The 13,282-nt window shown below is 59.6% G+C and carries 11 protein-coding genes; 8 read left to right on the plus strand and 3 right to left on the minus strand.

Annotated elements, in window-relative coordinates; translation table 11 throughout:
• Positions 1-151 precede the first annotated feature (151 nt).
• The gene (locus ACR0B5_RS00255; protein WP_480537613.1) at positions 152-1,492 is read left to right on the plus strand and encodes a tetratricopeptide repeat protein; all 1,341 of its coding nucleotides are present in this window, start codon (positions 152-154) and stop codon (positions 1,490-1,492) included.
• Positions 1,493-1,501: 9 nt separating this feature from the next.
• Here the strand turns inward: ACR0B5_RS00255 and ACR0B5_RS00260 are convergent, their stop codons facing one another.
• Complete coding sequence (locus ACR0B5_RS00260; RefSeq protein ID WP_425085188.1) at positions 1,502-1,990, minus strand: SH3 domain-containing protein; 489 nt, start codon at positions 1,988-1,990, stop codon at positions 1,502-1,504.
• A 171-nt stretch (positions 1,991-2,161) separates the two neighbouring features.
• On the opposite strand from ACR0B5_RS00260, the gene ACR0B5_RS00265 reads away from it, so the two are divergent.
• The 5 genes from ACR0B5_RS00265 to ACR0B5_RS00285 all read left to right on the plus strand — a co-directional run bounded on the left by ACR0B5_RS00265 (position 2,162) and on the right by ACR0B5_RS00285 (position 9,453).
• The gene (locus tag ACR0B5_RS00265) at positions 2,162-3,148 is read left to right on the plus strand and encodes a 2-hydroxyacid dehydrogenase (protein ID WP_480537615.1); all 987 of its coding nucleotides are present in this window, start codon (positions 2,162-2,164) and stop codon (positions 3,146-3,148) included.
• Between the two features lie 20 nt (positions 3,149-3,168).
• The gene (gene ggt / locus ACR0B5_RS00270) at positions 3,169-4,962 is read left to right on the plus strand and encodes a gamma-glutamyltransferase (protein WP_480537617.1); all 1,794 of its coding nucleotides are present in this window, start codon (positions 3,169-3,171) and stop codon (positions 4,960-4,962) included.
• 83 nt (positions 4,963-5,045) lie between these two features.
• Positions 5,046-6,455 carry an FAD-binding oxidoreductase gene (locus tag ACR0B5_RS00275; protein WP_480537619.1) on the plus strand — a complete coding sequence of 470 codons (1,410 nt, stop codon included), beginning with the start codon at positions 5,046-5,048 and terminating at the stop codon, positions 6,453-6,455.
• Between the two features lie 86 nt (positions 6,456-6,541).
• Entirely contained in the window at positions 6,542-6,802 is a 261-nt protein-coding gene (locus ACR0B5_RS00280; protein WP_480537621.1) for a hypothetical protein, read from the plus strand.
• A gap of 143 nt (positions 6,803-6,945) precedes the next feature.
• Positions 6,946-9,453 carry a GcvT family protein gene (locus ACR0B5_RS00285; protein WP_480537623.1) on the plus strand — a complete coding sequence of 836 codons (2,508 nt, stop codon included), beginning with the start codon at positions 6,946-6,948 and terminating at the stop codon, positions 9,451-9,453.
• A 283-nt stretch (positions 9,454-9,736) separates the two neighbouring features.
• Here ACR0B5_RS00285 and ACR0B5_RS00290 read toward each other — a convergent pair whose 3' ends face one another.
• Both ACR0B5_RS00290 and ACR0B5_RS00295 read right to left on the minus strand, forming a co-directional pair.
• Positions 9,737-10,390, minus strand: coding sequence for a DUF938 domain-containing protein (locus ACR0B5_RS00290; RefSeq protein ID WP_480537625.1), 654 nt, complete (start codon positions 10,388-10,390; stop codon positions 9,737-9,739).
• On the minus strand, positions 10,387-11,460 hold the full coding sequence (locus ACR0B5_RS00295) for an NAD(P)/FAD-dependent oxidoreductase (RefSeq protein ID WP_480537627.1): 1,074 nt from the start codon (positions 11,458-11,460) through the stop codon (positions 10,387-10,389). Before ACR0B5_RS00295 ends, ACR0B5_RS00290 begins: the two co-directional genes overlap by 4 nt.
• A 179-nt stretch (positions 11,461-11,639) precedes the next feature.
• On the opposite strand from ACR0B5_RS00295, the gene ACR0B5_RS00300 reads away from it, so the two are divergent.
• Positions 11,640-12,029, plus strand: coding sequence for a hypothetical protein (locus ACR0B5_RS00300; RefSeq protein ID WP_480538146.1), 390 nt, complete (start codon positions 11,640-11,642; stop codon positions 12,027-12,029).
• 3 nt (positions 12,030-12,032) lie between these two features.
• Positions 12,033-13,265, plus strand: a complete 1,233-nt coding sequence (locus ACR0B5_RS00305; protein ID WP_480537629.1) for an HlyD family secretion protein — start codon at positions 12,033-12,035, stop codon at positions 13,263-13,265.
• Positions 13,266-13,282: the final 17 nt, after the last annotated feature.

The raw sequence follows: 13,282 nt of genomic DNA on the forward strand, positions 1-13,282 counted from the left end.
CCCAGTTGCGCCCCTGCGATGAGGTCCGTTCCCCTCCTTTGCTGATCATTCTGTCTGAAATTCATTTACACATTCAGGTATCTTAACGTATGTTACGGGGTAACATGTTATTTTTCAAAGGCTTGAAGCCAGCCAGCGGTTAACGAAAGCGATGTCAGACGCCAGTGCAAAGTCAGATCCGACCCAAAAAACGCTCTCGGATGAAGACATTCAGCGGGCACTGAAGGCGGTCCTGGACAGCCCGGAATTCGATGGGGCTGAGCGGCTGCAGTCTTTCCTCAGCTACGTAGTCGACAAACTGCTGGCGGGCCAGTCCGAGGATATACGCGCCAAGTCGATCGCCGAGGATGTCTATGGGAGGGCGCTGGATTCCGGGGGTGACCCTATGGCTGTTGTGCGGGTTGATGCGGGGCGCATGCGTCGGCGATTGGCGAGCTTCTATTCGAACTCCGGCAAGGATCAGAGGCTGCGCATCCACGTAGATCCGGGCGGCTATGTCCCCCGGTTTGAGGTTTTGGACCTAGACATACCGTCAGACCGAGCGCGTCCCTCAAAGATGGTCTGGGTCTCAGTGGCGGTTTTGGGCGCGTTGGCGGTCGCGGGCGGCGTGAAGCTCTTTTCTCGCACGCCCCAGTCACTGCCAAGCCCGGTCACGATCTCTGCAAATGCCAACCAGGAACAAGCTGTCAGAGAGGCGCTGTTCTCGACAAACCCGAGTAAGCTACAAGCCGTTAATCTGGCCACTGAGGCGCGCCTGCTGATGTTTCCGGTTCTGGATCGCGACAGGGTTCAAGCCGTGCGCGGTATGTTCGAACGCGCCATGGCACTGGATGAGACGTATTTCGGCGGCTACGCCGGTTCGGCGCAGGCGATCAGCATCCTTGCCTTAACAACCCCGCCCGGAGCTGAAAAACAGGCGCTTTTGGCCCTCGCCAAAAACCGCGCCTACCAAGCGTTGGAACTGGCACCGGATGAAGGCTGGAGCCATTCTGCCCTTGCCCTGGCTTCATTTTGCTCGCGCGAGCACGAAGCAGCGCTTGCACAGTCCATGCGCGCAACGCGGCTTGCCCCTGATGATATCCACGTCACAAACTTTGATGCTCTGTTCGCTTTGTTTGGCGGGGATTTTCAGCGCGCAATAGCGTCCGCCAATCGGGCGCAGGACGCTAATACGACCAACGGAAGATTTCCTTATCGTAGCGTGTTGGCTTCATCCAGCTATCACTTGGGGGACTATCAGGCGTCGGTAGATCAGTTCAACGAGGCGGTCAGGCTGGGTGATCCGGTCAGCGCGATCTCGATCGGTTATCTGGCGGCAAGCTATCAACGGCTCGGCGACGATGAGCGCGCGCGGGCCACAATTTTGTTGTTGGACGAAGCCTGGCCCGGCTACCCTCTGGCGGCGCTGTTTCGGACTTTGTTTGCAGATCCGGATCACGCAGAGGACATCATCAGCGCGCTTGACGAAATATCTGCTTTGCGAACCGATTAGGAAACGGGGCTACTCTCGGATTTCTGACGGATCGACGCCCCAGAGGTTGGCCTTCAGCGTCCACCCCTTGTAGCCACCCGCCGAAATGCGACACCAGTCCAGCGAGCAAGCGCCAAGACGGGCGACCACTCCGGTTTCGAAATGCGCGTTGACGGTCGAGTTCGGGTCGGGGCGGGCGTAAACCGGCAGCATCTCGGATTCGATCAGCACCGTGCGCACGCCGGACAGCAGGGCGTAGTGAACCCAGCCTCCGGCCCCGTCGCGATCCTGCACCTTGCGCCAGTTGCCGTATTCCGCGGTGATCTGCAATGGCATGCCGCGCCGCTTGAAGACCCAGTCGATTCTGTGGGTCAGGGACGGACCACGGCGCACATTGCCTTCGGCAGCTTTCATCGAAACATAGCGCGGAAGGGGCAGATTGGTGACCGGGCCGCGCACGTCTTGGGCTGCGACCGGCGCAGAGCCGAACGCAATAAGATACGCGGATAGGATCGCCAAACAAAGGCGTTTCACCGGTAGAAGACCACTCACTGACTGCCTGCTCTTGTGCCTGTTGATCTGCTTTCGAAAAAAGGTCGACTCAATGCCTTTGGGGTTCTTGTGCCCCGCCTTATCCTGCGCCACGATGCCATGACGCAAGCGCGTTTGCAAAGCAGTGGGAGGGCGGAAGTGCCAAGAGAACGTCTGAGTGTTGTTGTTACGCGACGGTTGCCAGAAGTAGTGGAAACGCGACTGAGTGAGCTGTTTGATGTTCGCCTTCGCGACGATGACACCCCCATGACCCGTGAGGAACTGGTCGCCGCTATGCAAGAGGCCGACGTGCTGGTGCCTACGGTGACCGACACAATCGACGGTGGTCTGTTGGGGCAAGCTGGTGAGAAACTGCGCTTGATTGCCAATTACGGGGCGGGGGTCGACAATATCGACGTCTCAACCGCACGTCAGCGTGGCATTCTGGTCTCGAACACTCCGGGTGTTCTGACAGACGATACGGCCGACATGACCATGGCGTTGATCCTGGCGGTGACGCGTCGTTTCCCCGAAGGCGTCGCGCTGATGCAGCAGGGCGATTGGTCCGGTTGGGCTCCGACGGCTTTGCTTGGCGGCCGGATCGGAGGGCGACGTCTGGGTATTCTGGGCATGGGCCGGATCGGTCAGGCCGTCGCGCGCCGGGCCAGCGCGTTCGGGATGCAGGTCCACTACAACAACCGTCGTCGGTTGCGCCCCGAGATTGAACAGGATCTTGAGGCCACCTACTGGGAAAGCCTCGATCAGATGGTGGCACGGATGGATGTGATCTCGGTTCATTGCCCCTCGACCCCTTCAACGTTCCACCTGCTGAACGCGCGGCGATTGAAGCTGCTGAAGCCCTCGGCTGTGGTCGTCAACACGTCGCGGGGTGAGGTGATCGACGAGAACGCGCTGACGCGGCTGATCCGGTCCGGCGATATCGCGGGTGCCGGGCTGGATGTGTATGAACACGGCACGCAGGTGAACCCACGCCTTCGCAAGCTGCCCAACGTGGTGCTGCTGCCCCATATGGGATCGGCCACGCTGGAGGGGCGGATCGAGATGGGTGAGAAAGTGATCATCAATATCAAGACGTTCGAGGATGGGCACAGACCTCCGGATCAGGTGGTCCCATCCATGCTGTAACCTTTTCTCAGGAGCATATTATGCGTATCAACCGGATTTCAGGATTACTTCTGTCTGTCATGGCCCTTACCGGCCCGGGCTTTGCCCAGGAAACAGCGGACTCCGTGGCCCCTGAAGGCGCGAGCGAAGGTCAGGTGCAGGCTCTGACCGACGAGTTGATCGCGGCGCTTGAGGCCAAAACAAGCGGCGTTCCTGTACAGTCCGAGAATTGGATGGTCGCTGCGGCCAACCCTCTGGCGGTTGAGGCCGGGGCAAAAATCCTGCGCGCCGGTGGATCGGCAGCGGATGCCATGGTCGCGGTGCAGGTTGTTCTGGGCCTGGTCGAGCCGCAATCCTCGGGCCTTGGGGGTGGGGCGTTTCTGGTCTGGTACGACGCCACTACCGGACAGCTTACAACACTGGACGGGCGTGAAACCGCCCCATTGAACGCGACGCTGACCCTCTTTCAGGATGAAAACGGCGAGCCCTTGCAATTCTTTGATGCCGTTGTCGGAGGGTTGTCCGTTGGCACGCCCGGAACGCCTGCCTTGCTGGAAGAGGCGCATCGCCGTTGGGGGCGTTCGCCTTGGCCTGGCCTGTTCACCGATGGTATCCGGCTGGCGGATGACGGGTTTTTGGTCTCGCCTCGTCTGGCCAGTTTGGTCACCAACGACGCCGAGCGCCTGTCGCGATTCCCTGCAACGGCCGCATATTTCCTGCCTGAAGGTGAGCCACTGCAACAGGGTCAACGCCTGATGAACCCGGCCTATGCGGATACACTGCGCGCTCTGGCCGAGGACGGTGCCGCCGGGTTCTACGGCGGGCAAATCGCATCAGATATCGTGCGGACCGTCCGCACCGCGCAGGGCAATCCCGGCGCATTATCTGGCACCGATTTGGCCTTGTATCAGGTCATTGAACGCGATCCGGTTTGCGCCGCCTACCGCGCCTATGAGGTCTGTGGGATGGGGCCGCCGTCGTCCGGGGCGCTGACGGTTGGGCAGATTCTGGGTATGCTGAACAGCTATGATCTGGCCGCGATGGGGCCTGAGAGCATGGAGGCATGGCGCCTGATCGGCGAAGCCTCACGCCTCGCCTTTGCGGATCGTGGGCGGTACATGGCCGATAGTGATTTCGTGCCGATGCCGACCACCGGGCTGGTCGACCCGGACTATCTGGCGCAGCGCGCGGAGCTTCTCAACGCAGAGGGCGCACTGACCGAGGTCTCCCCGGGCAATCCCGAGTTTGATCATGCGATGAACTGGGCTGATGACGAGTCATTGGAGCTGCCTTCGACGTCGCATATCTCGATCGTGGACAGTTACGGCAACGTCTTGTCGATGACGACGACGATTGAAAACGGCTTTGGCTCGCGCCTGATGACGAACGGGTTTTTGCTGAACAACGAACTGACTGATTTTTCGTTCCGCACTCATCGTGACGGCGTGCCCATCGCGAACCGTCTGGAACCCGGCAAGCGCCCGCGTTCGTCCATGAGCCCGACCATCGTCATGCAGGACGGCGCGCCGGTTCTAGCCATCGGGTCTCCAGGAGGCAGCCGTATCATTGGCTACGTTGCCAAATCAATCATCGCGTGGGCGGATTGGGATATGGATGTGCAGCAGGCGATCTCGCTGCCGCATCTGGTCAATCGGTTCGGGACCTATGATGTAGAGGTGGACACTGCGGCCGAAGGCTACGCAGATGCGTTGATCGAGATCGGGTTCGAGGTGATCCCTCGCGATCTGACCTCGGGCCTGCATGCGATTGAGATCGGCGAAACTCTCAGCGGTGGGGCTGACCATCGGCGTGAAGGGATCGCGCTGGGCGAATAAAATCTGGGTCTTGCCCGGCTCGGGCGGGCCTTTTCGACATATTGGGAAAGGCCCGTGCAACTGGCGGGCAGGAGAGGGGTATCATGGTGCAGGCGACGGCTCTGCCGAGAAATGAGGCTGGGATTGGAACGGCGCTCGGCATCTTGAAGCAACAGTTTGGGGATCGTCTCCAAACCGGTGCGGCCATCCGCGAACAGCATGGCCACACCACGACCTGGATCACCAATCAAAGCCCCGACGCGGTGGTGTTTCCCCACACCACGCAGGAGGTCTCTGAGATCGTCAAAACCTGTGCCGCGCATAAGGTGCCGGTGATTGCATTTGGCACGGGCACCTCTCTTGAGGGGCATGTGAACGCGCCTGCTGGTGGGGTGTCGGTCGATCTGACCCAGATGAACAAAGTGTTGGCGGTACATGCCGAGGATCTTGATTGCGTCGTGCAACCCGGTGTCACGCGTGAAGACCTGAACACCCATCTGCGCGATCAGGGCCTGTTCTTTCCGATTGATCCCGGTGCCAACGCCTCGCTTGGCGGGATGGCTGCAACCCGTGCCTCCGGGACCAATGCGGTGCGCTATGGCACCATGCGGGACAACGTACTGAGCCTCGAGGCGGTCATGCCGGATGGGCAGATCATCCGTACCGGAAATCGCGCCAAGAAATCCTCGGCGGGGTACGATTTGGCGCGGCTATTGATCGGGGCCGAAGGCACGCTGGGCATCATCACCGAATTGACCCTACGCCTGCATGGTATCCCCGAGGCGATCAGTTCCGCCCGCTGCTCTTTCCCAACCGTCGATTCCGCCTGCCGGGCGGTGATGATGACGATCCAATACGGCGTACCTGTCGCGCGGATCGAATTGCTGGATGAACTATCCGTCAAAGCCGCCAATGCTTATTCCAGCTTGACCTTGCCCGAAACGCCTCTGCTGCTGTTGGAGTTCCACGGCTCGGACGCAAGCGCAGCCGAACAGGCCGAGACCTTTGGTCAGATCGCAGAAGAGTTTGGCGGCACAGACTTTGCTGCAACCTCGACCACCGAGGAACGCAATAAGCTCTGGCAAGCGCGACACGACATGTACTGGGCCAGCCTTCAGTTGCGACCGGGCGCCAAAGGGATCTCGACCGATGTCTGCGTGCCGATTTCCCGTCTGGCCGAGGCCGTAGGGGCCGCTCAGGACAAAGCGGCTGAGCTTGACTTGCTTGCGCCTATTGTAGGGCATGTCGGCGACGGGAACTTTCACACGCTGCCCCTGATCGACATGGACGACGCCGAAGAAGTCCGCCGGGCCGATGAATTTGTCGGATGGCTAAACGATCTGGCCATCTCGATGGAGGGCACCTGCACGGGCGAGCATGGCATCGGGCAGGGCAAGCGCCCCTATCTTGAAAAAGAACTGGGTCAGGCAACACACTACATGGCCGCGATCAAGGCCGCGCTGGACCCCGACAACATCATGAATCCGGGAAAGATACTGGCCGATCACACCTAGCAGTTTCCGCGATCTTGTCCGCTTTGTGCCCACAAAACGTCTAGGTGATGTGGTGTCTTACGGCGAAAGACGAACAGGTGATCGACATGAGTGCAAAATATCTGGCTGGCTTTGTCGCGGTGGCCGGGCTGGCGGTCGCGGGGCTGGACTACTACCAGAAAGCCAAAGCCTCGGGTGACGGGCTAAGTGCAAGCGACTATATCGCAGCCTTCACTGGCGGGTCCGAGGATGAACCCGCAAGCGTTGACAGCACACCGAAAGCTCAGGAACCCGAATCCACTGAACCGCCCGGCAAGCTGGTCTGCAAGACCGTTGGAAACACCAAACGGTGTCGCTCCGAAGGCTGATGGCTGGATCGTAAGTCGCCATTTAACGACCTGCATCTCCCGTGCGGGTCGTTTTTCTTATATCACTGGTCGGATGGCTTCCGCGATTGAATTCGGAATCAAGCCATATGGTGGCAACAGATTCCAAGGGGAGACACCCGGTTATGAAAACCCAAGTCAAAGCACTGGTCGTTGGCGGCGGCGCCGTCGGAACCTCGATTGCCTATCACCTGGCCAAAGCGGGCTGGGATGATGTGATGTTGATCGAGCGGGACGAGCTGACCTCGGGCTCGACCTGGCACGCGGCTGGCCTGCTGCCGCTGTTCAACATGTCTTACGCGACAACCCACATCCACAAGTACTCGGTCGACTTCTACAAGCAGCTCGAAGAAGAGACCGGCCTCAACGCGGGCTTCGCCGTGGTCGGCAACCTGCGCATGGCGCAGACGCAAGAGCGTATGGACGAATACATGCTCTATGCGTCTACAGCTGAGACCTGTGACGTCGCTTACGAATGGCTGACACCCGAGCAGATCAAGGAACGCTGGCCATTGATCGAAACCGGCGACCTGAAAGGTGCGATCTATCACACCGAAGATGGCTATATTAACCCGGCTGACGTGACCCAAGCGATGGCCAAAGGTGCCCGTCAGCGCGGCGTCGACATCGTTCGCAAGATGCAGGCGGATGCCTTCCATTGGAACGGCACTCATTGGGAAGTCACCTGCACCAAGATGATCGAGCAGGGCGGCAACCTTGTTCCCTCCGACGAGCAGGTGGTGATCACCGCCGAGCATGTCGTGACCGCATCGGGCAACCACGCGCAGCGCACCGCCAAGATGCTGGGCATCAAGATGCCCGCGATCCCGGTCGAGCACACGTTCATCGTCATGGACAAAGACCCTGAGCTGGTCAAATGGCGTGAAGCCGGTAACCCCGAGCACCCCGTTGTGCGTGATGCCGACAACGAATCCTATGCGCGTGAAGAACGCGGTGGCTGGATTCTGGGTATCTATGAACACGGCGCGCCAGCACGCTTTGAACATGGCGTGCCGGACAGCTTCCGGGCTGACCTGTTCCCGCTGGATATCGACCGGATCGCAGACCAGTACATGGCGATGGCTGAGCGCGTGCCCTCCTGCGCCGAATCTGGCCTGAAAGACGATTTCAACGGCCCGATCTGCTACACCCCCGACGGCAACCCGCTGGTCGGCCCCGCACCGGGGCTGCGCAATATGTGGCTGGCCGAAGGCTTCTCGTTCGGGATCACCGCCGCGGGCGGCACCGGCTACTATCTGGCGCAGATGATGGTCGATGGCGAAGCCGAGATCGATATGGCCTCGCTGGACCCCAAGCGCTACAGCAGCAATTGGATGACCACCGAGTTTGCGGCCCGCAAGAACGAAGAGTGCTATGAGCACGTTTACATCCTGCACCACCCGGATGAAGAGCGTGAAGCCTGCCGTCCGCTGCGGACTGTTCCGGCCTATGAACGCCAGAAAGCGCGTGGCGCTCAGTTCGGTTGGGTGAACGGTTGGGAACGTCCGAACTATTTCGGCCCTGTTGATGCACCGGACAATTTCGACAAGGAAAGCCGTTCGTTCCGTCGCGGTGGCTGGTGGCAATATGCAGTCGAAGAAGCCAAAGCGGTCCGTGAAGGCGTGGGCCTAATCGACGCGTCGGCCTTTACAAAGCACGTCGTCAAAGGCCCCGGAGCGACTCAGTTCCTGGATTGGTTCACCTGCAACAAGCTACCCAAGGTCGGTCGCATCAACCTGACCTACGCGCTGACCTCGCATGGCACCACCCGCACCGAATACACCATCGTTCGCAACGGCGAGAACAACTACTACATCGTCTCTGCCGGTGCTTGGACCGAGTACGACGCCGACTATCTGCGCAAGGCGGCCGAGGATAAGATGGAGGAGTTCGGCTACATCGAGATCCAAGACGTGACTACTCAGTGGGGCGTTTTCGCCATCGCCGGACCGAAATCGCGTGACGTTCTGAAAGAGGTCATCAAAGACACCGATCCAGAAACCGCTCTGTCCAACAAGCGCTTCCCCTGGCTGTCAGCCCGCCAGATCGAACTGGGCATGTGCCCGGTCAACGCGATCCGTGTGGCTTATACCGGTGAGCTGGGTTGGGAGCTGCACCACCCGATCGAGATGCAGAACTACCTATTCGACCTGCTGGAGAAAGCCGGTGAGAAGCACGGTATGAAGCTGGTCGGTGCCCGCGCCCAGAACTGGCTGCGTCAGGAGAAATCCTATCGCGCCTTCGGCACCGAACTGGGCCGCGACGCGACCCCGCTGGAAGCAGACCTGCCGCGCTTTGTCGACCTGTCGAAAGACTTCCACGGCAAGGCCAAGCTGGAAGAGACTGGTGTGCGCTTCAAGTGCTGCACCCTTTTAATCGACGGACCAGACGATGCCGACCCGTGGGGCCGCGAGGCGCTGTACACAACGGAAGGCGCACGCGTGGGTCGTCTGACCTCGGGCGGTTACTCGGTGGCGTTCGAGAAATCCATCGGCATGGGCTATGTGACGCCTGATCTCGCGGTTGAAGGCACCAATCTGAAGGTCAAGATTCAGGACAAGCTGTGGGATGCCGTTGTCACATGCGACAGCCCCTACGACCCGAAAAACGAAACCATCCGCAAGGACGGCTGAAATCCTGGAGAACTGCGGTGGCGCGAGTAAATGCGCCGCCTGCGGCGACACATGCCTCCGGCGGAGGTATTTTCAAACAGAAGAAGCGGGGCTGGTACAAGATCCAGCCCCCCCCTGCTTTTGGCAAGGGGGGCCTTCTCCTGTTGCGGTCATCGGCGCCTCCGCCTGTTCCGCAGATTCACAGTCTCAAATCAGAGTTAACCGTCCGTTACTTCTTCTGTTCAAAAATACCTCCGCCGGAGGCAAGCCTGCGCCAGCAGGCTTTGATCGGCAAAACAACTGATCAGGTTTTCGGCCTTTGAGCAACAAATGCCAGATTATTGGCAGGCATTTCCACCAACTGGACCAGCTGCAAGCCGCAATACTGTAAACGCGCTTTGACCTCATTGTCGTTCTTGTACCCGATCTCTGGATCCTGTGAGACCAGGGCTTCGTGAAACTTTTCATCCCCAGGGCTGGTTAAGACACCGTCTCGCATGAAGGGGCCGTAGATGATGAGGCTGCCTGCCGGACGCAGCGCCCGTGAGGCCTCGCTGAGAAACGTGTCAGCTTCTGTCCATGAGATCAGGTGCAGCAGGTTGATCAGAACGATCAGGTCCTGCTCTTGGAATGCCTCATGCCAGCCTGCGGAGGTTGCATCCAGATCGGTGGCGGGAAGGATGTTGGAGACGCCCGTCGCATAGGCGTCGATGCTGGCGCGGCGTTCAGGGTCGATTTCTGTGGGTTGCCAGACCAAGTTGGGCAGTGTCTGCGCAAAGGCGGCAACATGCTGGCCAGTGCCGCTTGCGATTTCCAGTGCGCGACCAGAGGCAGGGGCCATCTTGGCCAGCAAGACGCATAGCGCGTCCGAGTTGCGGCTGGCGGCTGGAGCGATCATTCGAGCCCCATTGCCTTGCGTCGCGATGCTGGCATTCGAAGGCAGAACGCGTTTGGTCATGATCGCAACCTTTCCACATGCAACTGATTGACTATGTCCCGAGGCAGTTCAGACGGCGCCCCTGTCACAAGGCTGGCGAGATGGGACGATGCAGCTGGCGATGTCTGGAACCCGTACCCACCTTGACCCGCGCACCAGATGAACGAGCGGTCCTGTGGATCTGGCCCCAGCACCAACGTGCCATCCGCCACGAAGCTACGCAGCCCGGCCCAGTTCGCCTCGAGCCGTGTGACTGGGGTTGTCACCATAGCCTCATACCGCGCCAGACCTTCTGCAAGAACCATATCATCGGTATAGGCGTCATGAGGTATTGTCGGTTCAGCTTCGGAGGGTGAGACCAGATACTTCCCCGCATCAGGCTTGGCGTACCAACCTTCTCCCGGCCCCATCAGCATGGGCCAGTTGGATACGTCATGCCCTCCGGGTGCGGGAATACGCGCCATGGAGCGGCGCTTCGGCACGATGCCAATGGGCGGCAGACCAGCCATCGCGGCGACCTCATCCACCCAAGCGCCAGCTGCATTGACTAGGTTCCGGGCCTCGAACACGTCGCCTGCCTGAATGACCCAATGGTCGCTTTTGCGGATATCGGTGACAGCCTGGCGGGTCAGGACCGCGCCGCCATTGCTTCGGATCACGCGCGCGAAGTCCTGCATCAGGCGGTCGGTATCGATGTCGAAGGCGTCCACACTGATGGCGGCGTGGGCCAGAACGTCCGGGTTCAGGATCGGGATTTTGTCGATGGCTTGCTGCGGCGAAATGGAGCGTACGTTCAGCTCTACGACGTCTTTGGTAAACAGGTCGGCCTGATCGTGGCCTGCAACCAGCATGAGGCCTCGGGGGGTCAGGTAGCCTCCGTTCGCTGATCGCAGGTAATCGACCCCGGCCTGATTGAGCGCAACCACCGAGGGCGGGCCGTAGTTTTCCTCGAACATCGCGGCTGAGCGGCCAGATGAATGATAGCCCAGAGCGGCCTCGGTCTCGAGAACAGTGACAGAGCCATGAGCAGACAAACGCGCGCCCGCGCTGAGGCCCGCGATGCCGCCGCCGATGATTAGAAAGTCGATCATCGCAGGGTGACCGGGAAAGATTGTGATGAAGCAGATGTCATAAGGCTCTTGGTGCTTGTGATAAGAATATGCTTGGATTTCGGGAGACTATAAGCAGGCTTGAATTTGGCGATCAACCCGGCCAAAGACGCATCATAGAAAAGAAGGAGATTAAGGTGACTGTAGCGGACCTCCATCCTATGGCCACGGGACATATCCCAAAATATGTCGTCGCAGCCGATGGGAGCGACTACCTCTTTTCGGCAATGGTTGTGTTTTTTGTCGTTCTGGTTGTGTTGATTGGTGTCGGATATCTGACGCTGCATTCGGTGCCCGAGAAAATGGCGCATGAGAATAATCACCCTCAGTTCCAGTTGGTGGGCATTTTGGCGCTGCTGGCGCTGTTTACACATAACGGCATTTTCTGGATCGCAGCCGTTCTGGTTGCCGGGTTCCAATTCCCCGATTTTGCAACGCCGATGCGAAACATAGCGGATGCCATTCGCTCACTTGGACAGTCTCTTGCGCCTCAGGAACCTGCTGAACCGACCCCTACGGCACCGCAAACCTCTACGACGTCGGAGCAGTAAGTCATGATCGAAACGATGCTATGCGCCCTGATTACGGTGCTGCCGGATTTCCTGTTCCGACGCTTTGTCCAAGGCAAGCGGATCGGGCATGAGATCACCCTTTTCACCATGTGGTACGAGCTACGCTGGGGCCTGACCACCTGTGCCATTCTGGCGCTGTCCGTGATCACCACGCTGTTCTACTTCCACCCGGCCTCCAGCACTGCGGCCTCGTATTTCCGGACGGTCACGATCCTGCCGCAACTGGGCGGGCGGGTGTCTGAGGTCTATGTCGGCAACAACGATACGGTGACCGCGGGCCAGCCGATTTTCCGGATCGAGGATTTCACCCAGCAGGCGCAGGTTCAGGCGGCCCATGCACAGATCGCGCAGGTCCAGGCTTCATTGAAAGTGGCCGAGACGGACCTGGCGCAGGCGGATGCCGGGATCGCTGGTGCGCGCGCCGCCTTGGCACAATCTGTCGAAGACCTAGAGCGTAACACCACACTGCGCGACGAAGGCTCCAGCGCGGTGCGTCTGGCCGAGATTGAGCGGTTGGAGAATCTGGTGGCTGAGCGCGAAGCGCAGGTCACCGCCGCCCAGTCACAACGCGCCGCCGTGGTGCAGCAGATCGAAGAACTGATCCCGGCCCAACTGGCCAGCGCCAATGCGCAGCTGGATGCAGCCCTGACCGAGCTGGACAAGACTGTGATCAGCGCGGGTGTTACCGGTCGGATCGAACAGTTCGGTCTGCAGGTTGGTGACTATGTCAGCCCGCTGTTGCGCCCGGCTGGCATTCTGGTGCCTTCGCACTCGGGCCATGATCGTTTTCAGGCTGCGTTCAACCAGATGTCTGCTCAGGTCATCAAACCGGGCATGATTGGAGAGCTGGGTTGCATGACCAAACCCTTCACTGTGATCCCGATGGTTGTGGTCGAGGTGCAGGACGTCATACCCTCAGGTCAGATTCGTCCAACAGACGAGTTGCGGGACGTCCAGCACAACAAAGTGCCGGGTTCGATTCTGGTGTATATGGAGCCGCTGTATAAAGGCATGGCGGATGACATCCCTCCGGGCAGCAACTGTCTGGCCAATGTCTATACCGACAACCACCACAAGCTAGAGGATGAAAGCCTTGGATTCTGGAACAAGGCGTTCCTGCATGTGGTCGACACGATTGGAGTGGTTCATGCGGCCGGCCTTCGGTTACGTCTGATCCTGATGCCGGTGAACACCTTGGTGCTGACGGGGCACTGACGGTTCAGAACTTGATC

It is taken from the genome of Ruegeria sp. AG1, from assembly GCF_056541705.1.

What these genes read in the sequence shown, in the direction of transcription:
- ACR0B5_RS00305 (WP_480537629.1), top strand. Translation starts at nt 12,033, where the DNA reads ATGATCGAAACGATGCTATGCGCCCTGATTACGGTGCTGCCGGATTTC.
- ggt (WP_480537617.1), top strand. Translation starts at nt 3,169, where the DNA reads ATGCGTATCAACCGGATTTCAGGATTACTTCTGTCTGTCATGGCCCTT.
- ACR0B5_RS00290 (WP_480537625.1), bottom strand. Translation starts at nt 10,390, where the DNA reads ATGACCAAACGCGTTCTGCCTTCGAATGCCAGCATCGCGACGCAAGGC.
- ACR0B5_RS00285 (WP_480537623.1), top strand. Translation starts at nt 6,946, where the DNA reads ATGAAAACCCAAGTCAAAGCACTGGTCGTTGGCGGCGGCGCCGTCGGA.
- ACR0B5_RS00295 (WP_480537627.1), bottom strand. Translation starts at nt 11,460, where the DNA reads ATGATCGACTTTCTAATCATCGGCGGCGGCATCGCGGGCCTCAGCGCG.
- ACR0B5_RS00275 (WP_480537619.1), top strand. Translation starts at nt 5,046, where the DNA reads ATGGTGCAGGCGACGGCTCTGCCGAGAAATGAGGCTGGGATTGGAACG.
- ACR0B5_RS00300 (WP_480538146.1), top strand. Translation starts at nt 11,640, where the DNA reads ATGGCCACGGGACATATCCCAAAATATGTCGTCGCAGCCGATGGGAGC.
- ACR0B5_RS00255 (WP_480537613.1), top strand. Translation starts at nt 152, where the DNA reads ATGTCAGACGCCAGTGCAAAGTCAGATCCGACCCAAAAAACGCTCTCG.
- ACR0B5_RS00280 (WP_480537621.1), top strand. Translation starts at nt 6,542, where the DNA reads ATGAGTGCAAAATATCTGGCTGGCTTTGTCGCGGTGGCCGGGCTGGCG.